The 22715-nt window shown below is 47.0% G+C and carries 17 protein-coding genes; 12 read left to right on the top strand and 5 right to left on the bottom strand.

Annotation, left to right across the window (positions count from 1 at the left end; genetic code table 11):
- Nucleotide 1: 1 nt before the first annotated feature.
- The 6 genes from B5Z18_RS14780 (at nt 2) to B5Z18_RS32525 (ending at nt 9691) form a co-directional block, all read left to right on the top strand.
- Nucleotides 2-1129 (top strand): FecR family protein, encoded by a 1128-nt coding sequence (locus B5Z18_RS14780; RefSeq protein ID WP_079470255.1) that lies wholly within the window; start codon nt 2-4, stop codon nt 1127-1129.
- 131 nt (nt 1130-1260) lie between these two features.
- Nucleotides 1261-4692: a TonB-dependent receptor gene (locus tag B5Z18_RS14775; RefSeq protein WP_079470254.1), complete on the top strand. Its 3432-nt coding sequence runs from the start codon at nt 1261-1263 to the stop codon at nt 4690-4692.
- Between the two features lie 23 nt (nt 4693-4715).
- Nucleotides 4716-6551 (top strand): RagB/SusD family nutrient uptake outer membrane protein, encoded by a 1836-nt coding sequence (locus B5Z18_RS14770; RefSeq protein WP_079470253.1) that lies wholly within the window; start codon nt 4716-4718, stop codon nt 6549-6551.
- Between the two features lie 31 nt (nt 6552-6582).
- Nucleotides 6583-7884, top strand: coding sequence for an IPT/TIG domain-containing protein (locus B5Z18_RS14765; RefSeq protein WP_079470252.1), 1302 nt, complete (start codon nt 6583-6585; stop codon nt 7882-7884).
- Between the two features lie 69 nt (nt 7885-7953).
- Complete coding sequence (locus B5Z18_RS14760; protein ID WP_235015935.1) at nt 7954-9474, top strand: right-handed parallel beta-helix repeat-containing protein; 1521 nt, start codon at nt 7954-7956, stop codon at nt 9472-9474.
- Between the two features lie 73 nt (nt 9475-9547).
- Nucleotides 9548-9691: a hypothetical protein gene (locus B5Z18_RS32525; protein ID WP_159454313.1), complete on the top strand. Its 144-nt coding sequence runs from the start codon at nt 9548-9550 to the stop codon at nt 9689-9691.
- A gap of 470 nt (nt 9692-10161) precedes the next feature.
- On the opposite strand, the gene B5Z18_RS14755 is transcribed toward B5Z18_RS32525, so the two are convergent.
- Both B5Z18_RS14755 and B5Z18_RS14750 read right to left on the bottom strand, forming a co-directional pair.
- Nucleotides 10162-11259, bottom strand: a complete 1098-nt coding sequence (locus tag B5Z18_RS14755) for an alkene reductase (protein WP_079470250.1) — start codon at nt 11257-11259, stop codon at nt 10162-10164.
- Nucleotides 11246-12367: an alkene reductase gene (locus B5Z18_RS14750; RefSeq protein ID WP_079470249.1), complete on the bottom strand. Its 1122-nt coding sequence runs from the start codon at nt 12365-12367 to the stop codon at nt 11246-11248. Before B5Z18_RS14750 ends, B5Z18_RS14755 begins: the two co-directional genes overlap by 14 nt.
- Nucleotides 12368-12461: 94 nt before the next feature.
- Between B5Z18_RS14750 and B5Z18_RS14745 the strand changes: the two genes are divergently transcribed.
- Nucleotides 12462-13400 carry a LysR family transcriptional regulator gene (locus B5Z18_RS14745; RefSeq protein WP_079470248.1) on the top strand — a complete coding sequence of 313 codons (939 nt, stop codon included), beginning with the start codon at nt 12462-12464 and terminating at the stop codon, nt 13398-13400.
- On the opposite strand, the gene B5Z18_RS14740 is transcribed toward B5Z18_RS14745, so the two are convergent.
- A complete protein-coding gene (locus B5Z18_RS14740; RefSeq protein ID WP_079470247.1) occupies nt 13365-14486 on the bottom strand; it encodes a helix-turn-helix domain-containing protein in 1122 nt (373 codons plus the stop codon). The genes B5Z18_RS14745 and B5Z18_RS14740 overlap by 36 nt on opposite strands.
- Before the next feature lie 229 nt (nt 14487-14715).
- Between B5Z18_RS14740 and B5Z18_RS14735 the strand changes: the two genes are divergently transcribed.
- Together B5Z18_RS14735 and B5Z18_RS14730 are read left to right on the top strand one after the other, a co-directional pair.
- Nucleotides 14716-17592 (top strand): TonB-dependent receptor, encoded by a 2877-nt coding sequence (locus B5Z18_RS14735; RefSeq protein WP_079470246.1) that lies wholly within the window; start codon nt 14716-14718, stop codon nt 17590-17592.
- A gap of 30 nt (nt 17593-17622) precedes the next feature.
- Nucleotides 17623-18432, top strand: a complete 810-nt coding sequence (locus B5Z18_RS14730) for a tyrosine-protein phosphatase (RefSeq protein ID WP_079470245.1) — start codon at nt 17623-17625, stop codon at nt 18430-18432.
- A gap of 35 nt (nt 18433-18467) precedes the next feature.
- Here the strand turns inward: B5Z18_RS14730 and B5Z18_RS14725 are convergent, their stop codons facing one another.
- The gene (locus B5Z18_RS14725) at nt 18468-19622 is read right to left on the bottom strand and encodes an MFS transporter (RefSeq protein WP_079470244.1); all 1155 of its coding nucleotides are present in this window, start codon (nt 19620-19622) and stop codon (nt 18468-18470) included.
- A gap of 255 nt (nt 19623-19877) precedes the next feature.
- On the opposite strand from B5Z18_RS14725, the gene B5Z18_RS14720 reads away from it, so the two are divergent.
- Together B5Z18_RS14720 and B5Z18_RS14715 are read left to right on the top strand one after the other, a co-directional pair.
- A complete protein-coding gene (locus B5Z18_RS14720) occupies nt 19878-20195 on the top strand; it encodes a hypothetical protein (protein ID WP_079470243.1) in 318 nt (105 codons plus the stop codon).
- Nucleotides 20176-20463 (top strand): ATP-binding cassette domain-containing protein, encoded by a 288-nt coding sequence (locus tag B5Z18_RS14715; RefSeq protein ID WP_143313603.1) that lies wholly within the window; start codon nt 20176-20178, stop codon nt 20461-20463. The genes B5Z18_RS14720 and B5Z18_RS14715 overlap by 20 nt, the downstream gene beginning before the upstream one ends.
- Nucleotides 20464-20471: 8 nt before the next feature.
- Here the strand turns inward: B5Z18_RS14715 and B5Z18_RS14710 are convergent, their stop codons facing one another.
- Nucleotides 20472-21176 (bottom strand): porin family protein, encoded by a 705-nt coding sequence (locus B5Z18_RS14710; RefSeq protein WP_159454312.1) that lies wholly within the window; start codon nt 21174-21176, stop codon nt 20472-20474.
- A gap of 345 nt (nt 21177-21521) precedes the next feature.
- Between B5Z18_RS14710 and B5Z18_RS14705 the strand changes: the two genes are divergently transcribed.
- The gene (locus tag B5Z18_RS14705) at nt 21522-22706 is read left to right on the top strand and encodes a glycoside hydrolase family 130 protein (RefSeq protein ID WP_079470240.1); all 1185 of its coding nucleotides are present in this window, start codon (nt 21522-21524) and stop codon (nt 22704-22706) included.
- The last annotated feature ends 9 nt before the right edge of the window (nt 22707-22715 follow it).

The following is a 22715-nucleotide window of genomic DNA, read 5'->3' as shown; positions in this document are numbered from 1 at the left end:
AATGGAGCAGGCACAGGAAAAAATATTTGAATTATATCTACAACGTTTGTCGGGAACACTCTCTGCAGAAGAGGAGCGGTATGTGCAGGAAATGCTGCAGCACGATGCCGGTTTCAAAGCACAGTGGGATCAGCTGGAGCAGGAGAACATGACCCTTCATACCGACAGGTATCTTCAGCAGATTGATTCCGAAGCTGCCCTTCACCGGATTAAAGAAGAAAGAACAACACGCCGCCCGGTCGTCCACCTTAAAAAGTGGTTGTCCGCCGCCGCCATATTGCTGTTGACAGGTAGTGGCGTCTATTACTTCTTTGTCCGCACAACACCCGCCACCTCGCCAACAGTGGCTATGCAGCAGCAGAAGCAACCGGTTCGCCTGTTGCTGAGCAATGGCGAAAAAGTAGTGCTGAGTAAAGACAGCAGCACCAAAACCATTGCTCTCAACAACGCCACGCTGAATACCAGCAATGGCGCCCTGCAATATTCTTCTGCCGACACCGTATTAAATACCCTCGATGTACCTGCCGGCGAAAGCTATAAACTCACCTTGTCAGACGGTACGGAAGTATGGCTGAACGCCGCTACCAGGCTGCGTTTCCCTTTTCATTTCGGACGTCCTGCAAGAGAAGTATATGTAGAAGGGGAAGCCTATTTTAAGGTGGCCGCCAATGCGGAGAAACCCTTTATTGTACACACTGCACTTACCAGCGTGCAAGTGCTGGGAACAGCTTTTAATATAAATACCTATCAGCCGGGCATCGTGAAAACGGCGCTCGTACAGGGCAGTGTTGTTACCAAAGGAAAAACCGGCGAACGCCAAACCCTGCAACCAGGCATCCAGGCCGATTATGATGCCGGTATAGGATTTGTTACCAGTCATTTTGATGAAGAAGAAGTATTATCCTGGCGCACCGGTGTTTACTACTATCACCGCATGCCGCTTACAACCCTTATCACCGCTGCTTCCCGCTTCTATGGGATGCGTTTTGTATTGGATAAGAACAAGGAAGCCGGACAGGTAGTAACGGGCCTGATGGATCGTAACCGGCTGGAAGATTTCTTATCAGATCTTAAAACAACTGCACATATCGAATACCATTTATCAGGAAATGAAATTACCCTGAGATAAATTTTTCTTCCCTCAAAAAATATTTTTACTACTCCTTGTCACCCGTTTTCTGAAAAACGATGTAGTTGTGATGAAAGCATTTGTTACGGTCATTTGCTGTACCATCATTTTAACTTGTAAACAATTCCCGAATGAGAAAAAGTATACGCCACTGCCAGCTGGCTATGCGAAACGTTGTGCGCATGTTGGTGCTGTGTGCCCTTATATGCACGTCATTTTCCAGCGTGAAGGCACAAACACCGCCGCCTTCGCTGCAATCAATCGTCACGGTTACCGGTAACGAGGTAACCCTCCTGCAGATCTTCCGGGCCATCAAAAAGCAAACAGGGCTTACCCTGGTGTACAGCAACCAGCTGTTGAACGACGGGGAAAAGATGTCGCTCAACTTCCAGCAGGCGAAACTGGAAGAAGTACTGGCTTTTATCTTTAAAAATAAAAATATCAGCTACGTACTGCAACGCAATCGTATTGTTCTCGACAAAAAAGCAGCTGCTCCGGAAACTACGGCAGCTCCCGCAGAAGAGAAACCGGCAGAGTGGCTGGTGCGCGGGCAGGTAATGGATGTAGATGGAAACCCCTTACCTGGCGCTACTATTACGGTGAAAGACAGTAAGAAAGGAACGGTTACCGATGTAATGGGCGTATTTTCTATTGCTGCCAACAGGGATGACATCATCAAAGTAGCGATGATGGGAATGAACCCCGAAGAAGTAAAAGTAGTAAACCAGAAAACACTCAAAGTAAGTTTAACCGCAAAGGTGGATAAGCTGAACGAAGTAGTGGTAGTAGGTTTTGGCAGCCAGAAAAAAGTAACCGTAACAGGCGCTGTATCTACCGTAAATATGGCTGATATGCAAACACCGGTGCGCTCACTTACCAACGCACTGGTAGGCAAGGTAGCCGGCGTAATATCCATGCAGAGCGGCGGTGGTGAACCCGGTTATGATAACCCTAACTTTACTATCCGCGGTATTGGTACTTTCCAGGGAAGCGTTTCTCCACTCATCATTGTGGATGGTGTGCAAAGGGAAGATGTAAACAGCACCTATGGCGGCGCTTTCAATAACATTGATCCGGAAGATATCCAGAGCATTTCGTTGTTGAAAGATGCTTCCGCTACCGCAGTATATGGCGCCAAAGGCGCCAATGGCGTACTGATCATCACTACGCGCAGAGGGGTTGCCGGTAAACCAAAAGTATCTGCCAAAGCAGAAACGGGTTTCAGCGGATTAACCCAGATGCCAAAAATGCTGGATGGCGTGAATTATATGAAGCTGTATAATGAAGCCCGTACCAACGCCGGGGAAGAACCGGTATATTCCGATGAACTGATCCGTAAAACAGCCAGCGGCCTTGATCCATATATCTATCCAAATGTAAACTGGATCAAGACTATTTATAAGGACTGGGCATCTATGGCCAATGCCAACGTAAACGTAAGTGGCGGTGGTGAAGCCATGCGCTACTATGTGTCGATGTCGTTTTATAACCAGGACGGACAATATAAAGTGAATAACATCGGGTACAACCCCAACCTCAATTTCAAAAGATATGATTTCAGGAGTAATGTAGACCTGAACGTGACCAAAACAACATTGCTTTCCCTTAACCTGGCTTCCATGCTGGTAAATACCCGCTACCCGGGCAATTCCGCCGGATCTATCTGGTATTCTACCTACGCCACCAACCCCATTTCTTTCCCGGTATCTTACCCGGATGGCAAGTGGGCAGGCCCGGTTAATAACGGTGGCTCCAATCCGTTTAACCTCGTACAAAACGCAGGCTACGCTACAGAATTCAGACCTTCCATCCAATCCGTGTTATCCCTCAATCAGAAACTGGATGTAATTACCGAAGGACTGAGTGCCAACGCGCGTTTTTCTTTTGATACCTACAGCGAATTTGATAACAGAAGAACCGGTGTAAATGATTTGTTTTATGCGCCTGGCAGAAATGAAGATGGTAGTTTAATCTTTAACCAAACCAGAACAGGAAACACCTACCTGGGCTATGGCGCTTCTTCTACCGGTGAGCGCATGATGTACCTGGAAGGTAACCTCACTTACGATCATAGCTTCGGTAAACATAATTTCGGTGCATTGTTGGTAGGTAGTATCCGTAACCGTCTGGTGGGTTCTGCCGGTGATGTGAAAGGAGCCATTCCTTACCGCAACCAAAGCGCGGCAGCCAGGGTCACCTATTCCTATATGGACAAATACCTGGCAGAAATAAATATGGGCGCTACCGGATCTGAAAACTTTGAACAGGGAAAAAGATGGGGTTACTTCCCCGCAGGTTCTGTTGGCTGGGTAATTTCTAAAGAAAACTTTTTCCTGCCTTATACAAATGTGGTCAACCTGTTAAAGATCCGCGGATCTTATGGGATGACAGGAAATGACCAGATCGACGGGAACCGCTTTGGTTATCTCACTTATTATAACGGCGCAGCTGGTGTGTCTTTCGGTAGCTCCGGTACGCCTTCCTATTATGGAGGTATTAATGCAGATGTAATTGGTACCGAAAACCTAACCTGGGAAAAATCTGCTAAAACAGATATCGGCCTGGAAATAGGTTTGTGGAATAAGTTGAATATTATAGTAGATGGATTCCAGGATAAAAGAAGTGCCATCCTCGTTGCGCGGAGATCTATTTCACCCGTAGCGGGATATGGCTCCAGCAGCATTTACGGTAACATTGGTGAAATGGTGAATAAAGGAATAGATGGCAGCATGGAATATACCGGTCGTATCGGAAAAGATATCTCTATTCGTGTATTCGGTAACGTTACCTACGCACGTAACAAGATCCTTTTTGCAGATAATCCCATTGCCCTGTACGCCTATGCACAACAGGAAGGACATAAGGTTGGCGAATTCAAAGGTTACCAGAGCCTCGGCCTGTTCACCAGCCAGGATGATGTGGAAAAAAGCCCGCAGCAGTTCAGGGTAGTGCATCCCGGTGATGTAAAGTATGCGGACCTGAATAACGACGGAAGGATTGATGGTAACGACCAAACTTATTTGGGCAAATCCAGTTTTCCTACCTGGTCCTATGGTTACGGCTTTAATTTCGGCTACAAGAAATTTGAGCTTTCTGCCGTTTTCGCCGGCGTAGCTGATGTAGGGATCATGGCCAATGGCTCTGAAGTGCGCGGCAATGGGGCCGGCGCTGATGGTGTAGGCGTTATTCCTTTCGCCGGTATGGGACAATATCCGGCCAGTGTACTGGAAGATATGATGAACAGATGGACACCGGAGAATCCCAGTCAGGATGTACACTATCCACGTTTAACGGTAGCCAATACCAACGACAATAACTATTTAAACAGCAGCTGGTGGATCAGGGATGGCAGCTTCATGCGCCTGAAACAGGCTACTTTCAGCTATTCCTTTATCACGCCGGATATGAAACGCAAGGGTATCAGCAGCTTACAGGTATATACTACTGCCACCAACATGCTCACGTTCTCGAAGTTTAAATTATGGGATCCGGAACTGGGTAATAACGCGGCAAAGTATCCTTATCCGAAAACCTTTACCCTGGGTGTAAGAGCGCAGTTTTAATCAAGATCAAAAAGATTATTGTTATGACCAGATATAAATACCTGTTACTTTTTTTCATCGGTATCAACGCCATTACACTGGTATCCTGCAGCAAGTACCTGGATAAAAAGCCGGATAATCTTCTTACCGAAGATCAGATCTGGCAAACCAGGGCTAACGCGGAAGCCTATCTGAGTAATATTTACAGCGCCCGCCAGGCTGGCGGCGACTATGCCGGCATAGGCGCCGCGGATGAACTCTCTGTTTCTATTCCCGGTACTACGGTAAGGTACATGGTGGGCGGCAACTGGAGTGCATCCGATTGGTACTTCTACAACTGGGGCGGCTACTATACTGCCATCCGGAAATCTTTCATCTTCGAACAAAACATCGATAAGGTACCGGCTGATCAGCTGAGCAACGAACTGAAAGCACAATACAAAGCAGAAAACCTTTTCCTGCGCGGTTACTTTTACTGGATGCTGCTAAGACAATACGGACCGTTTGTAAAACTCACCACTACTGTTAGTCAGGATGAAGACATGAACAAGTATCCGAGAGCGCCTTTCGATACCTGCGTAAAATTCATCAATGAAATGCTGGATGGCGCAGCAGCCGGACTTCCTTTCGTATGGAGCTCCTCCGGTAACAATGGCCGTGCAACCCGCGGCGCCTGTCTCGCTGTAAAAGCAAAGGTAGCACAGTGGGCTGCCAGTCCTTTATGGAATGGTAATCCCGCTCTTGCCGGATTTAAAAACCAGGATGGTACCGCACTCGCACCCGCCGGCTATGATGTGAATAAATGGCGCATCGCTGCACAGGCAGCAAAAGCGATCATCGATTCCAACAAGTACAAACTGTTTACCAACCTCGATAATGGCGGTACTACTTTTGATCCGTTCCTTTCTGTAAGAGATGTATTCCTTACTTCCTGGAATGATGAAATCATTCTTGCTTCCATGAACTGGCAACGCTGGGGATATACCATCTGTTCCTCTCCCGGCCCCGCAGGATACAACCTGTACAACGCCACACAAAATGTAGTGGACGCCTTTTATATGAACAATGGTAAAACCATCAGTGATCCTACTTCTAACTACGTGGAAACAGGCTTTGCTACACAGGACGGTGAGCACTACTGGGAAAATAAGGAGGGCGACTGGAACATGTACGCAAAGCGCGAACCACGGTTCTATGCTTACATCGCCTACAACCGCCGTCCGGTGATTGCAGCGGTATCAGTAGATGATAAAAACTACTTCTCTTCTGAAAAAAATAAAGATGGTACCGGCCGCCAGGAATTTTATTACAGCGGTAAATCAGGGATGCAGGGAATGGGCAGCAACGTTATCACCGGCTACCTCCCGGCTAAACTACTGAGTCCGAACGATAACCTCCGCAGCATGTCTACCGACGCATACCGTTCTCCGTATATCCTTATCCGTTACTCGGAAATTTTACTGGACTATGCAGAAGCACTGAACGAGTATGATCCTGCCAATCCTGATATTGTGAAGTACCTCAACCAGGTAAGAACACGCGCCGGCCTGCCCGGCATTGAAACCGTGTACCCAGGCGCAGTTGGCAACCAGGAAGAAATGAGAAAATATATTCTGCGGGAAAGGCAGGTAGAATTTTGTTTTGAAGGCGATCGTTATTACACGCTCATCCGCCGGTTGCTGATGAGCAAACCGGAAAACCAGGCTATTTACGGCATGAATATAAATGCGAAAGATAATGACCAGGGATTTTCTTTCACCGGTTTTTATACCCGCACACTTTTCCAGAAAAGATACTGGGATAACAAAATGTATATGTTCCCTATCCAGCAACAGGACCTGGAAAGAGATCGCGCATTGGTGCAAAACCCGGGCTGGTAATTCTTCTTTATTTAATTCTTAACTAACTACTATGATCAGGCCACTGAATTCATATATACTGAAAGGTTGTTTACTGATGTCTGCCTTGTTGGCGGGATGTTCAAAGGACGACGATCTGAAACACGCGGAAGGGCAACCCGTATTGCTCACCGACTTCATTCCCGCCACCGGCGGCAGTACCACGGAAGTACTGATTACAGGCGATAACTTTTCCGCTGATACCTCCGATATAACGGTTACCATCAATGGTAAACGTTGTGCTATCGTGAACGCCAATACGAAACAGATCATGGTGATAGTGCCAAAGAAATGCGGCACCGGAAACCTGGTGGTGAAAGTAGGAAAGGATAGTGTGGTGAGCAGCACGCCGTTTACCTATGTGTTTTCCAGAACCGTTACAACGCTGGCCGGCAACGGCACTGCAGGATTTGCAAACGGCAAGGGCGCCGATGCGTTGTTTAATTTTAACGGGCAAAGCTGGTACCGCATGATGGGGATTGGTGCAGATGATAACGGGAACGTATATGTGGCAGATCCGGGTAACGCCTGTATCCGTAAAATTGATAACGCAGGAAATGCCACCGTGTTAGCCGGTAGTCCGGGCAACGGCGGAAGCGACGATGGCAAAGGTCCGGCAGCGCGTTTCCAGATTCCATATGGTTTAGCACTGGATGCGCAGGGCAATGTGTATACGGCAGATCCGGGCACCTGGAGCATCCGCAAAATTACACCGGATGGCACTACCACCACCCTGGGAGGCACGGTGCAGGAACCCTGGAATGTAGCGGTAGACAAAGTATCCGGTAAAGTATATTATTGCAGCAACGGCGGCGGAAGCGTTTTCGAGATGAAGGCAGATGGCAGCAGTACCGCTATTATCAATGGCATCACTTCTCCCGGTGGTATGGACTTCGACAAGGCCGGTAACTTATACGTGTCAAGTAATACCGGTCATACTATTATCCAGTTTAAAGCAGGCACATGGCAACCTACTGTGATTGCCGGTGCTACAGGAGTGGCAGGCTATGTAAACGGAACAGGCGCTGCTGCACGGTTTGCAAATCCCTGGGGACTGGCAGTAGACATCACTGGTAATATATACGTGGCAGGTAATGGTAGCTACGGCGCCAATGCTGACGAAAGTATCCGCGCTATTTCCGCTAACACCTGGGATGTGATTACGTATGCCGGCAGCAACAGCGCCGGGTTTACAGACGGTATCGGAGCCGCTGCTTCCTTCAACGCACCGATGGGAGTAGCAGTAGATAAGGATGGAATAGTGTATGTGTTGGATAAGAATAATAACAGGGTCAGGAAAATAATTTCAGAATAACTTATATGCAAACCCACGGCGGCAGTAACTACTGCCGCCATTTATTTTTTAAAGATGTTAAACAGGAACATGTATTTATTGCTATTCGCTATGCTGGCCGGCGCCTGTAGTAAAGGATCTACCGCTGTTACTACCGTTGATGCCGCACAAACCCACATTTATTACGTAGCAGCCAACGGCGATAATTCGGCCGCAGGTACTATCAACAAACCACTACGCAGCATCAACATCGCTTTGGCAAAAGCCCTTCCCGGCGATACCGTGATGGTGAGGGCCGGAACATACGCAGAGAAGGTAGTGTTTCCTCGCTCCGGCCGATTGGAGAAACTCATTACTCTCAAAGCATATCCCGGTGAAAAAGCCGTGATTGATGGCACTGGTATGACCGTTACCGGAAAGGAAGCACTGGTTACCATCAGCAACACCAGTTATGTAGTGCTGGAAGGATTTGATATCTGCAATTTAAAGAGTAGCGCGGCATGGGCCAATGTGAATGGGATTACAGCAGATGCCGGCGCCGGCAATATCATCATCCGGAAAAATAAAATTTATAATATAGAACATAATGTAGAACCCTCGCAGGGCCGTAGCGGTCATGGTATCGAAATCATTGGCAATACCGCCGATGTGATGAAAAACATTCTTGTGGAAGAGAATATCATTCACGACACCAAAACCGGATATAGCGAAAACCTTACGATCAATGGTTATGTAGATGGATTTACTATCAGGAGAAACACGATCTACAATACTGAGAACATTGGTATCGACGCGGCAGGTGGTTATGCTGCCAATACCAACCCTGCATTTAATTATGCCAGGAACGGCGTTATCACCGAAAATGAATTGTATAACATTGATATGACCCGCGGGCCTGTTGGCGGAACGCATGGCCACGGCGCTATCGCTATTTATGTAGACGGCGCGCGGAATATCACCGTGGAAAGAAACCGTATTCATGAAGCAGACCGCGGCATTGGTATCGTCAGTGAAAACGATGCTTACCCCACCAGCAACTGCATTGTGCGGAATAATTTTGTGTATAACTGCTGGCGCACCGGCATCTATCTTGGTGGCTACCTGGGTTATACATCCGGTGGCACACGCAACTGTTACGTGGTAAACAATACGTTATTATTCAACGACCGTGAGCCGGGCGCCTTCGGCGAAATAGAAGGGGAGATCCGCCTCACAGAGCAATGCTTTGATAATGTGATCCGTAATAATATCGTATATGCGCGACCGGTAGATATCTTTGTGCATAAATATACCAGCACTGGTTCCGGTAATATCATAGACAACAATCTTTACTTCACCACCGGTACACCGCAATGGATCTGGAACGGTACTAATACTAACATCATTACTGATTTCAACACCTGGAAAACTACCTCCGGTACGGATGCGAACTCCGTGTATGGTACAGATCCTTTACTCATCAGCACAACAACACCAGATCTGCACATCGCACCCAATTCACCGGCCCGCAATACCGGCGCAGTGATCTCTGAAGCAGTGAATGGCAGTCTGGATATCGACGGCAACGCACGTATTGTCAATAATAAGATCAGCAAAGGAGCGCAGCAGTGATAAATCCCCTTTTTACGTGATTGATGGTAACAGATTCTTATCGTAGATTGAAGTAACCTAAATCTGTATCAATATGAAAAAGAAAATCACTTCAAAGCTGAAGCTCACAAAAATTACTGTTGCCAGCCTTAGTAAAGCGCCACAGGAGAAAGACAAAGGCCGCACTTTGCCAACTACGCAGTTTATTTCCTGCGGAGAAACTTTTTGGGTATGCTAATAGCCGGATGCCCAATGGCTAAAGTTTGTTTTAGTTGAATTGAACCCGCTGTAACAGGCGGGTTCAGTGTTTTATAGGGGATAATGTAATAGATCGGGTCGCGGAAAAAATGCTGTGAAAACAGACGGGAATAACATAAAGTTTAATATTATTAATAATGTGATAAATCAATATGCCCTTTAGATTATCTGAACGCTTTCTTAGCAAAATAAAACCATATAGAGAATTATTAAAATAGGTGTTCCCAAGGGGAGATAGTGCATTGATAGTGCATTAACAGTGCATGAGGAGTGCATGAGGAGTGCATGCGAACCGTATAGATAGTGCATGGATAGTCCATGACATACCCATGTCCGAAGTATTGGAGAGGCATCCGGGAGGCAATGGCGGCATTACTCCCCATGTGTGGGTTAATCTTCAGATGAGTACTCATAAAAAAGCATTACGGTATAAATCGTAATGCTTTCTTCTTATTGTATTGCTTCATACGCCACATAGTCTGTATATCCATGTGCGGCCCCTCCATAGTGTAAATTCCGGTCAGGTGTATTTAATGGCCAGTTGTTTTTTAATCGTTCTGCAAGGTCAGGGTTGGCAATGTAAGGCTCGCCCCATGCGGCCAGGTCAATGGTGCCGGCTATTAAATACTGCTCCGCTTTTTCCTTGTTCATACCGCCTGCCAGTATGATCACACCGCTGTATTGTTTTCTGAAACGTTCCAGGAAGCCGTTGGGTAAGGCAAAGCTGCCTCTCGACTGCTGGTCCATGATATGAATGTAGGCGATGTTTCGTTTGCCGAGTTCCGCGGCGAGGTAACTATAGGTAGCTTCCAGCTCATCGTAGTGGGGCATTTCATGTAAGCCGCCGTAAGGAGTAAGACGGATAGCTACTTTCGCCGCGCCAATGTTAGCGATGCAAGCATCAATGGCTTCCAGTAAAAAGCGGCTGCGGTTAACGATGTTGCCGCCATATTCATCTGTGCGGTTATTCACAAAAGGATTCAGGAACTGTTCAATCAGGTAGCCGTTGGCGCCGTGGAGTTCTACTCCGTCGAAGCCCGCTTTTACCGCATTGGCAGCGGCGTTGGCAAAATCCTGGATCACGCCTTTCACGCCTCCGGTGGTTAATGCTACCGGAACAGAGCAGGTAACAAATGCTTCCTGGCCATTTTCGTTGTAGCCCCAGGCATGTGAGTTGGCGGCCTGGATGTTGGAAGCGCTTACTGGTGCAATGCCGCCGGGTTGATTGGTGGTATGCGATACGCGGCCCACGTGCCACAACTGTGTAAATATTTTAGTGCCTGCGGCGTGAACGGCTGCAGTAACCAGTTTCCAGCCTTCCACCTGCTCCGGTGTATACAAGCCGGGAATATGCAATACGCCCGATGAGGTAGGAGAGATGGAAGTGCCTTCCGTGATGATGAGTCCTGCGTTAGTGCGTTGGCGGTAGTACAACGCATTCATTTCGTTGGGAATTCCGTTTGGATTCCGTGCGCGTGTCATGGGCGCCATCACGATCCTGTTCTTTAATGCCAGGCCTTTGCCGGTATATGGTTCAAATAATAGCATCTGTTGTTTTTTTGATGATGGGATAATCAGTGTAACCTGCCGCGCTGCCGCCGAAGAATGTCGATCTGTCGGGTTCATTGAGCGGCAACTGGTGTTGCAGGCGGTAAGGCAGATCGGGGTTGGCAATAAACGGACGACCAAAGCCGATGAGGTCTGCCCAGCCTTTCTGCAATGCTTCTTCAGCCCTGGCAACGGTATACTTACCGGCATAAATAAGGGTACCGGAGAAGGCTTCTCTGTATGCTTCCTTAAATGCCACCGGCATCACGGGGGCGTTGTCCCAATCGGCCTCCGCGATGTGGATATAGGCAATGCCTATGTCGTTCAGCACTTTGGCTGCTGCGATATAAGTTTCTTCGGGATGGTCGTCCATAGCGCCCATTAAAGTAGTCAGCGGCGCCTGGCGAACGCCTACACGGTGTTTTCCGATGGCATCTGCTACTGCGGTTACCACTTCTCTCAGGAAGCGTAACCGGTTTTCCAGGGAGCCGCCGTATTCGTCTGTTCTGTGATTGGTTTGTGAGTCGATGAACTGCTCAATGAGGTAGCCATTGGCTCCGTGCAATTCCACGCCATCAAAACCGGCGGCTACCGCGTTTTTGGCGGCCTGCGCAAATTCGTTGATAATAGCCTGTATTTCGGGCCTGGTAAGCTCGCGGGGCATAGAGTGCTGGACCATTTCCCCGGCGCCGTTTTCGGGCCCTTTCCCTGCGGGATCGGCAAATACTTTCACGCCTTCTGCAAGGATGGCGGAAGGTGCCACCGGAGCAGCTCCGTTTTCCTGTATGGAGATATGTGAAACACGGCCTACATGCCACAACTGGGCGAAGATGACGCCATTATTGGCATGTACGGCGTCTGTAACTTGTTTCCAGCCGGCTATTTGCTCCGCATTGTATATACCCGGGGTCCAGGCATAGCCCTGGCCCTGCCGGCTCACCTGTGTGCCTTCTGATATTATCAGCCCGGCACCGGTACGCTGACTGTAATATTCCGCCATCAGTGAAGTGGCTACATCGCCACGGGCCGCTCTGGACCTGGTCATTGGCGGCATTACTATCCTGTTTTTCAGGTGAAGCCCGCCTAGTGTATATTCTGTAAAAAGCATCGTATTAATATTTTGACAACACAAAATTCTCCCAAAATATATTATTATCATAATTATTTAACTTATACCTTTGTATCAGAAAAATGATAATTATATGGGACTAAACCTGGAATGGCTCCGTACCTTCAAATCCATCTATGAGCAGGGCACCCTTACCGGTGCGGCACAGGAGCTTTTTATTTCACAGCCTGGCGTAAGCCTGCACCTCAACTCCCTGGAAGCATATACCGGCTACAAACTGTTCGACCGCTCGGCCAAAAAACTCGTGCCCACCGAAAAGGGAAAAGTGATCTATAACTTTATAGAGGAACCACTGCTCAAACTGGAAAACGCAGAACAGCTTTTTCATAAAAGCACAAAAACCGACAGGGCCACTATCAGCATCGGTATGTGTTTCGAAACATTTCAATATACACTGGAGAAATACATCGCCACGCTGCCCTTTAACATCATCATCAAATTCGGCGACTACCCGCAAATGATCAACGACCTCGATAAAGGACTGCTGGACCTCATCATCACCCCACAGAAAGGTGATCAGAAAAACCTGGAGTTTAAACCTTTCTCGAAAGAAAAGATTGTACTGGTAGCCGGCGGTAAAACAGATATCCAGCCACTGAACGCATTATTGAAAAAGAAAGATATGAAAGCAGCGGAGAACTGGCTGAAAGAACAGCTATGGTACAGCACTGCGGCAGATATGGAGCACCTGAAACGATTCTGGCAATTTAACTTCCGCCATCAGATGGATTTTAAACCCAACTACATCGTTCCGAATATCTGTTCTATTGTTCGCTGTCTTAGTGGCGAAACCGGTTTTTCAGTAGTACCCGACTTTTTGTGTGCCCATGAAATTGAAAATGGCAGCATGAAGCTGGTGTGGGAAGGGGAACAGGTCATAGAAAATACCCTGTATTTCGGTACCCGGAAAAAAACAATGTACGCGGCAGAAATAGACAAAGTACAGCGGATCTTTTCCACTGAATTTGTTAGCCCGTCACTCGTGAATAGTTACGCTGGCAGCCACCAGTGATTTGATATATTCAGTAGGTGTAAGACCGGTAATCTTTTTAAAATACTGGTTAAAAGATGATTTGGCTTTAAAGCCACAATCATAAGCCAGTGTTAACACATTCACCGGCAGTGCTTTTTCGTTCATGAAGCGGATCTGCTCCATCGCCCGCCGGATACGCCATTCATTGATATACTGGTAAAACGACTTCCCTGCATAACTGTTCAGCGTTTCTGAAATATGATACTTACTGATCCCGGCGCCCTGCGCGAGCTTGTCGAGGTTTAACTCAGCATCCGTGAATATTTTTGTTTTATGGAGATAAGCTTCCAGCGATTGCAATAGTAACCGCTGCTCTTCGGTACTGAGCTGCATCCTGCGGGAAGGCAATACCTCCGCCGCTGCTACTGTTTGCGCCGCTGCCTTCACCGGCTGCGCACCTATAATTCCCACATACTTGTACCGGATAATCACGAGGCACACCACTAACAGTAAGGAATATACGATATCTCTGCAGATAATATTATAGTTATACGAGCTATCCAGCAGGTGCACCGACTGCGCCGTTTTAAACCCCAGCGAAATAATGCTGATAACACCCAACAGGTAGCTGATACTGTTAATCAGCTTCTTCTCCTGCGGCATATCAGGTAATTGCTTCGCAATACGGAGCGATAATCCGGGAAAGAGGAAACCCAACACCATCATCATCCAGGTGGTGGTTTCATTGTAGTAATACAATACCGCGTGACCGGCATCCGCCGACCACATCAGCACGCACACCACCGTAAGATAACCCACTGCACCTAGTATGAAAGGAAGAAAAACATACCACCGCGAAGCAGGAATAAATGCAGCATCCCGCCGCTGGCACGCATATAAATACAGTAACGGTCCGTAACAAAAACCGATAAATGTATTCATCTGTGTACGAACCTCGTTGTCGTTCACAAAAGAATATATACAGAATTTAATAGCAAGATGCGCAGCAATACAGCATAGCAACAGGATCAGCAGAAAATCTGCTTTACTGCGCAATTTACTGCTTCCTAATAAAGCAACTGCGGTAAGCGCCTGAAATGCTCCGATGGCAATAACATATATCATAGTGCGGATATGCACCGAAAGTATAAAACCAATATTACCGGAATGTTAAACCTGCGGTTTCAGACAGCTGCCGCCCTATTTGGTAATGATTTCGTAACACATGGTAATGCATTGGTTTTCAATAAAAGTGAGTACGTTTAAAACGGAAAATACGTATACACGTAGCAGTAGTTGGATGCGGTCGAACTCATCATCAGCAACCCCCACTTTTGTTGAAAAATACCTTCATATGGATCGCATTTTTAAACCATTAAAAAGCTCCCGTTACCTTACATTACTGCTCCTGCTGGTAATGGCCGGCACGGCAAAGGCACAAACCATCAAAGGAGTTATCAACGGCAGGGAAGGACACCTGCCCGGCGCTTCTGTACAAACCACAGGAAGCAAACAAGGCACCGCTACCGATCTGAATGGCGCCTTCACTATCAATGTACACACTACCGGCAAAGTAATCCTGCTGGTATCCTATATAGGACATGAAACACAACAACTGGAACTAACCGTAAAACCCGGCATCAACGACGCCGGTAATATCACATTAACGCCTACCGGTGGCAAACTGGGAGAAGTACTGGTGAAAGGAACAATGGCGCCTTCCACCGTGAAAGCCCTCAGTATCAAAAAGAATTCCCTCGCTATCATGGATGTAATCGCGGCGGATGCCATCGGTAAATTACCGGACCGTAACGCTGCCGAAGCGGTACAACGCGTACAGGGCGTAGCAGTAGCCCGCTACCACGGTGAAGCCGATGCCGCCACTGTAAGAGGTACGCCCTTCGCCTGGACCTCTACTCTTTTTAACGGTAGCCGCCTGCCAAGCGCCAATGTACTCGGTAACCGCAACTCTGTACTGGACGCAGTACCTTCAGAAATTATCCAGTACGTACAGGTAGCCAAAGCCATTACACCAGACATGGAAGGCGACGCGATTGGCGGTTCCATTAACTTCATTACCCGCACCGCTCCCGCTAAAAGAACACTCAATGTAAGTGCGGCAGGCGGTTATAACACCTTCTCAAAAGATGCTACCTACAACGCATCCCTTGTATATGGTGATCGCTTTTTTAAAGATAAACTTGGCGTGATGATCGCCGGCGCCATCTGGGACCGCCAGTGGGGAACGGATGCCTTTGAAGTAGCCTACAATACCGGCCTTCCCGATCCGGCACAGCAGAAGTCTGTCAGCACCGTTATGCTGAAACGATACATGGGTAAACGGCAGACTTATGGCGCCAACGTTGGACTCGAATATAAATTCAATTCTTCCCATAAAATATTCTTCCGCGGACTGATGGATAAATTCAACGATATCCGCCCGGTATATGAATCTTATGTGGATTACAACAACAGCCGCTACCAGTACAACTATCGCTACTCTTACTATCAGACTGTTTTGAACGGCGGTGAACTGGGCGGTGAACACCAGCTGTCTTCCAAAGTAAAAATGGACTGGACGGTGAGCGATTACTACACAAAGTATTTCCTGGAAACACCACCTACCAATGGTAATAAAGGATTACCCATCGCTACTTTCCGTCAGAAAATAACCGGTGGTTTTAATAATCTTTCTGCAGATGGAAAACGGTATTGGGGTTTCGATTCACCACAAGGTATTGGCGGAGATCCGTTACACTTTGATGCCGGCATAAAAAACAGCGGGGAAGTAATGGATCCGTCGAAGCTCACCCTGCAGCAGTTAGTGATTGCGCAACTGGATACAAAAGAAGAAGATAAAACTGCACAGGTGAACTTCAAAGTAAGCGCCTCTTCCAGGGTGAACCTGAAGTTCGGCGCCAAATACCGCCATAAAGACCGCGCCGGTATGTATGGCTCCAACATCGTGTACCTCCCCGGCGCAGCACTGGGCATTCCAAATTCCCCGGGCCTGCTGCCGCTGAATACACTGCAAACCACTGATTTCCCGGTACGCGGCGGTTTCTTCCAGGGACTGAAAGGCAACTATGATCAGTTTATGATTGATCCCATCACCAAACAACAGCTGTTTGATTTGTACGATACCGCCACCCTGCGTAAAAACGGCTTTGCCGATTACACGTCTAAATCCAATGCTACCAATATTTATACAGGTACAGAGAATGTAGCAGCAGCTTATGCAATGGCAGAAATCGATCTTACAGAAAAATTGAAAATGATTGCCGGTGTAAGAAATGAATACACCGCATTTACATTACATGGATCAAAAGCTACTGCAGAAGGCACACCAAAAGTAACCACCATTACACCGGCTACAGTAAAAAATAATTACAATGCGCTGTTGCCAATGCTGCACCTTAAATACAGCATTAACGACCAGGCCAATTTGCGTGCTGCCTACACCCGCACGTTTATCCGCCCCAATTTTACAGACCTCACGCCAGGCGAATCTGTGGATAATACCGGCTCTACTATTACCATCACCAAAGGTAATCCCGACTTGCAGCCAACCTTCTCCAACAACTTCGATCTGATGGGCGAATACTATTTTAAAAATATTGGTCTCATCTCCGGCGGTGTCTTTTATAAGAAAATCAGTAACGTAATTTTTGCAGATAAAACTTACTACACGGACAATAACACGAACTACGTGGTGGCACAGGCAAAGAACCTGAACGATGCCTCCCTCATAGGACTGGAAGCAGGTATCAACAAACGGTTCGATTTTCTGCCAGGTATCCTCAGTGGATTGGGCGCAGAATTGAATTATACTTTTATCAGTTCTTCGGTAGAAGTGCCAAGAACCGCCAGCGGTAATAAGATCATGGATAAAACCAGCCTGCCAAATCAATCGCGTCACCTGTTTAACAGCATTCTCTTCTATGAACGTAACGGTCTGATGATCCGTATTGCAGGCAACTACCGCGGTGCATCGGTAGAAACCATTAATCAGCAGCTGGGCAAGGATTTTTATATCTGGACAGATAAGAACTTTACAGTAGATGCTTCTGCTACCGTAAACATCACATCCAAAATACGGGTGTTTGCAGAGCTGAATAACATTACCAATGAACCGCTGAAAACCTATATGGGTGATAAACGCCGCATTGCCGCTGAAGAATGGTATGGCAGTCGCGGTCAGGCCGGTATCCGTTGGGACATCATCAAATAACATCATCTCTCAAAAAATAACAAATACTATATGAAAAGAATAATGCTGGTACTGGCTATTGCCTTACCCGGTGCAACTTTTGCCCAATTAGCCGATAGCGCGCAAAGAGTGGTGCGCATGCAGGGAGCGGTTAACTTCCGCGATGTAGGCGGATACAAAACAAATGATGGCAAAAAAGTAGTGTGGGGAAAAGTGTTCCGCTCTGCCGATGTAAGCCACCTGACAGACCAGGACCTCACCGTGCTGGAACAAAAACATATCCACACTGTAATAGATTTCCGTGGCGTGAAAGAAGCTGCTGCTGCGCCGGACCATTTATTACCAAAAACAGATTACCTGCTATGCCCCGCCGGCAGCGACAGTCTGCCTGGTGCTGCGCAAATGGGAGAAATTATTAAGAATGGTAATTTCCTGGAGAAGTTTTACGGCAACACCCAATACCTGGGCGATCGTTATAAACCACTGTTTCAGAAACTCCTGGTGTTACCTGCCAATGAATCTATCATGTACCACTGCACCGGTGGCCGCGACAGAACCGGTATGGCTACTGCGTTATTCCTCTACGCATTAGGCGTGCCGCAGCAAACCATCGAAGCAGATTTTACTGCCAGCAATGTATACCTGCTGCCTATGAATAAACGGATGTTCCAGGGGCTGCAACAAAGTACTGGTATGGATGAAGAAACCATCCGTAAAGCATTGGAACTGAAACCGGAATTACTGCACAGTCTTTTTAATGCCATTAAAGGCAAATATGGCACGGTAGAAAATTTCTTTGAGAAAGAATTAGGGATCGGGGAAAAGGAGAGGGCGATCCTGAAAGAGAAGTATACTATTTAGCAGTTTAAGCGGAGGGGAATACCCTCCGCTTAAACTTATTCCTTCATTCCTTTCACCAGGGCTACAATCGCTAATCCGCATATCGCCATAATGGCAAATGACCAGCGTAAACTGGTAGCCTGTGCCACCAATCCCACCAGTGGCGGTACTACCATGAATCCAAGATAGCCGATTGTAGAAATAGAGGCCAGCGTTTGCCCGCTGTTAGTACTCTTTGAGCGTCCTGCCAGGCTGAATACCAGCGGCACTACACACGCTACTCCCAAACCAGCAAAAATAAACCCGATACCGGCCGTCACCGGATAAGGCAGCACTATAGCGAGTAATAACCCGGTGAGTATAAACCAGCCGCTATACAGCAGCATCGATTTGATGCCCAGGCGGTTTACGAGCCTGTCGCCGATAAAACGTCCGGTAGTCATGGCTACCATGTATATACCAAAAGCTGCTACAGCAGTGGATTTGCTGGTGCCAACAATTTTTTCAAAGTATAGCCCGCTCCAGTCGTACATCGTATTCTCCGTAGCCATACAGGCAAAGCAGATCAGCGAATATTTCAGCAGCGATTTATCGGGCAGCGCAAAAGCCGCCCTTTTTACCGTTTCCTTCACCGGCTGATCCGGTAATGTTTTGGGATAGTAATAGATGGTAAATACCAGTAATAATGTACTGATCATAAGCAGGTGATAGGAAGGCGCCACGTTCATAGTCACCATCAGGTAGCCAATAGCCGCGCCGGCAAAGCCCGCCACGCTCCAGATGCCATGAAAAGTGGTCATAATAGACTGTGGGAACAGGTGCTGCACCTGCACCGCCTGCGAGTTCATGGAGAGGTTCAGCAGGTTACGGGCAGAGCCAAAACAAAATAGCACCAGTGCCAGCTGCCAGATACTGGTGGTGAAACCCGGTAAGCTCAGTATCAGGTTAAACACCATTGCGCCAAATACCATGATCTTCCGGCTGCTGAATAACCCCAGCAGTCTGCCGGTAATGGGCATCGTCAGCATCAGCCCGATAGGCAGTGCCAGTAGTACCAGCCCGAACTGTGCCTCATTTAAATGCAATTGCTGCTTAATGGAGGGAATCCTGGAGGCCCAGGAAGAATAACCTAATCCGGAGATGAAAAAGAAGACGGAAATAGCGATGCGGTATTGCCTCGCATCGGTTTCATTTTGAATATCTGCTAACATGATCTGCGCTCCACACCTGTTTGTGGTATTTGACGGTGCAAAATTAGGCAAATCCGGGGAGAATTGGCGTGGGGAATGCGGGCTTGCGCAGAAATGAAGCAGGAGAAGGGTTTGGGTGTTAGATGGACACTTTATTGTGAGGGGGATTTGGATTGTACTATGAGAGACAATAGGCATATGGATTGGGGCACTGATGAAAAAATTGTATCTTTATTAATATTAATGAATTAACTCATAGCGTTTAAATGTAATGTTATGTCCAGGAGAAAAACCAGAAGTGGATTCTATCAAACCCTTAAACAGGGGTGGAAGGTTGGGGAGTTGAGTGCGTACGAAGAGCATCTGCCTGCTGACTTTTTTGAGACGGTTGGACGTCGTGCGGCAATCAATGCCATTAATGAAAATAGAGCTATGAATTTGCCGGTTACGCTGATGAGAAATGGTAAGGTGATGCGTGAAATGCCGGATGGAAAACAGGAGGTAATTTCAGAAATTCACCTGATATCCAGTGAGCAGTATCAGGTACGTAATCTTGTAAAAGGTGCTGTTATCCATGTCGGTAAGAAACGCTAAAAGAATGCGTGTTTTTGCCGGTCCCAATGGGTCTGGTAAAAGCACAATCATCAAGGAAATCCAGAAGGCATACAAAACTGGTACTTATATAAATGCGGACGATATCGAAAAGTCCGCCAGGGAAAAGGGATTTGTTAACCTCGGAGATTACAACCTTGAAGCTGATACAACAGACTTTAACACCTACCTGAAGCATTCTTCATTACTGGAAAAGGCTGTGAAAGACGGATTTCAACAGGTACTTCAATATGATTTTTATCTTCATTGATAATGGGCTCACAACCTATACCCAACCGTAACAGATAAATTCCTGTTTTTATAATCCCGTTTGGAATAAGTATCAGCCTCTTTAATCTCCCCGATATTTATCAGGCCCGGCTCATAATTAACTCCCAGTGCAAATCTTTTATACTCAACCCCAACGCCGGAACTTAATCCGAAATCCGTTTTTGCTAAACCAGTTCGTGTTTCACCGAATGTATCTGTTGAAGTTTTTTCATAATTGGTTTCTCCGGATGAATGAACTGTTTTGTTCCTGGTTACTTCTTTTCCGCCGATACCATAAGCAATATAAGCACCTGCCTGTACAAAAAGCCTGGTGCTGGAAGTGAGAGAAAACTTGTATCCGATAAGGAGAGGCAGTTGAAGATAAGTTTGGTTGGTTATTATTTTCCTGTAAGTAATCGGGGCATTGCTACCTCCAATCCACCTTTCGGCATCCTCATGTATGGTTCCTTTGGTGGTAAGCGAAACACCGGATCGTATATAAACAGCATCCGATAGGTTATAGTCGGCATTAAATCCTACCTGGAATCCCGGTTTACTCTTCTTCTCTCCAATAATATAGTTTACCGTTTCATGGGCGTTGGACAAATTAAATCCGCCGTTTAGTCCAAAGGTAAAGGGCTTGTGCTGCGCAACCAGCTGAAGAGCCGGTAACAGTATTACACAGGTTGAAATGAGTAATTTTCTGACGTTCATGCTACAGTATAAATTTATCTTCATCAGGAAATAGGGTTTAAGTCTGATGCCCTAAATGTAGTAAATATTAAAAGTTCTTTTTGAGAGAAAGAAGATCATCTTATCAAGGATATCTCTTTCTCAAAGTATACTTATCATCATCATTTGATTGAAATAGTATAACATTTGGAAAAGAAAGTGTCATTAAAGTATTTGATACGTCCGTACTTTTAATGTCACGATCACACTTGTACGAACGTTATGAATAAAAATACATTTACAGGCAATATCAGCGCTGCATCATTTTAACTTATATCAGCAGGATTTAATGCAGGCATAAAATGCCGATTAAAAAGTACCGGTTTTATGGCATATACAATGAAAAACACAAGCATGCAGGTGGAACAGTTGCAGGAACAATACGAACAACTGGTACAACGCGGCAATGAACCTGCAGGTACCTACAACGGCATCTATAGCCGGTATAAGTATCCCGTACTAACGGCAGCGCATATACCTTATTTCTGGAAATTTGATCTGAACCCGGCCACTAATCCACACCTGCAGGAACGTATAGGCGTGAACGCGGTATTCAATGCAGGCACCATCCGCCTGAATGGTAAGTTTTACCTCGTGGCCAGGGTGGAAGGCAACGACCGTAAATCTTTTTTTGCCGTAGCCGAAAGTCCGAACGGTACCGATCACTTCCGCTTCTGGGATTACCCCATCGCTCTGCCACAGGTGGCCGACAAGGAAACCAATGTGTATGATATGCGTTTAACACAGCATGAAGATGGATGGATCTATGGCCTGTTTTGCGTGGAACGCCGGGATCCCGCGGCAGCGCCGGGCGATCAGTTGGCGGCAGTAGCGCAATGCGGCATTGTCCGCACCAAAGATCTCCGCTCATGGGAACGTCTGCCGGATCTCAAAACGTCTTCGCCCCAGCAACGCAACGTAGTGCTGCATCCTGAGTTGGTAAACGGCAAATATGCTTTCTATACCCGTCCGCAGGATGGCTTTATTGAAGCCGGAAACGGCGGTGGCATCGGCTTCGGACTGGCAGATGATATCACCCGCGCCGTTATCCACGAAGAACAGTTGCTGGATAAAAAAGTTTATCACACGGTATACGAAGCAAAAAACGGCCTGGGACCGGCGCCCATAAAAACAAAAAAAGGCTGGCTGCATTTAGCGCATGGTGTGCGTAACACCGCTGCGGGACTGCGCTACACGCTCTATGTATTTATCACGTCACTGGAAGATCCAACCCTGGTAATACATAAGCCTGCCGGCTATTTCATGGCGCCGGAAGGAGAGGAGCGTGTGGGAGATGTATCCAACGTATTATTTTCCAACGGCTGGGTAACAGACGAAGAAGGAAATATCTTTGTATATTATGCCTCGTCAGATACCCGTATGCACGTTGCCGTTACCACAGTGGATAAAATGCTGGACTATGCCATCAACACGCCGGCAGACGGATTTACTTCCGATAGCACCGTACAACGTATATGCGAGCAGGTGAGTAAGAACCAGACATTCCTGTAACGCTAAATG

Source organism: Chitinophaga ginsengisegetis (assembly GCF_900168065.1).
Lineage (GTDB): Bacteria > Bacteroidota > Bacteroidia > Chitinophagales > Chitinophagaceae > Chitinophaga > Chitinophaga ginsengisegetis.
The sequence above is the reverse complement of the archived record's forward strand: the minus strand, read 5'-3'. Positions and strand labels throughout refer to the sequence as shown.

Bases quoted from the DNA above. Each gene is read 5' to 3' on its own strand.
- B5Z18_RS14780 (WP_079470255.1), top strand. From the start codon at position 2: ATGGAGCAGGCACAGGAAAAAATATTTGAATTATATCTACAACGTTTG.
- B5Z18_RS14775 (WP_079470254.1), top strand. From the start codon at position 1,261: ATGAGAAAAAGTATACGCCACTGCCAGCTGGCTATGCGAAACGTTGTG.
- B5Z18_RS14770 (WP_079470253.1), top strand. From the start codon at position 4,716: ATGACCAGATATAAATACCTGTTACTTTTTTTCATCGGTATCAACGCC.
- B5Z18_RS14765 (WP_079470252.1), top strand. From the start codon at position 6,583: ATGATCAGGCCACTGAATTCATATATACTGAAAGGTTGTTTACTGATG.
- B5Z18_RS14760 (WP_235015935.1), top strand. From the start codon at position 7,954: ATGTATTTATTGCTATTCGCTATGCTGGCCGGCGCCTGTAGTAAAGGA.
- B5Z18_RS32525 (WP_159454313.1), top strand. From the start codon at position 9,548: ATGAAAAAGAAAATCACTTCAAAGCTGAAGCTCACAAAAATTACTGTT.
- B5Z18_RS14755 (WP_079470250.1), bottom strand. From the start codon at position 11,259: ATGCTATTATTTGAACCATATACCGGCAAAGGCCTGGCATTAAAGAAC.
- B5Z18_RS14750 (WP_079470249.1), bottom strand. From the start codon at position 12,367: ATGCTTTTTACAGAATATACACTAGGCGGGCTTCACCTGAAAAACAGG.
- B5Z18_RS14745 (WP_079470248.1), top strand. From the start codon at position 12,462: ATGGGACTAAACCTGGAATGGCTCCGTACCTTCAAATCCATCTATGAG.
- B5Z18_RS14740 (WP_079470247.1), bottom strand. From the start codon at position 14,486: ATGATATATGTTATTGCCATCGGAGCATTTCAGGCGCTTACCGCAGTT.
- B5Z18_RS14735 (WP_079470246.1), top strand. From the start codon at position 14,716: ATGGATCGCATTTTTAAACCATTAAAAAGCTCCCGTTACCTTACATTA.
- B5Z18_RS14730 (WP_079470245.1), top strand. From the start codon at position 17,623: ATGAAAAGAATAATGCTGGTACTGGCTATTGCCTTACCCGGTGCAACT.
- B5Z18_RS14725 (WP_079470244.1), bottom strand. From the start codon at position 19,622: ATGTTAGCAGATATTCAAAATGAAACCGATGCGAGGCAATACCGCATC.
- B5Z18_RS14720 (WP_079470243.1), top strand. From the start codon at position 19,878: ATGTCCAGGAGAAAAACCAGAAGTGGATTCTATCAAACCCTTAAACAG.
- B5Z18_RS14715 (WP_143313603.1), top strand. From the start codon at position 20,176: ATGTCGGTAAGAAACGCTAAAAGAATGCGTGTTTTTGCCGGTCCCAAT.
- B5Z18_RS14710 (WP_159454312.1), bottom strand. From the start codon at position 21,176: ATGAACGTCAGAAAATTACTCATTTCAACCTGTGTAATACTGTTACCG.
- B5Z18_RS14705 (WP_079470240.1), top strand. From the start codon at position 21,522: ATGGCATATACAATGAAAAACACAAGCATGCAGGTGGAACAGTTGCAG.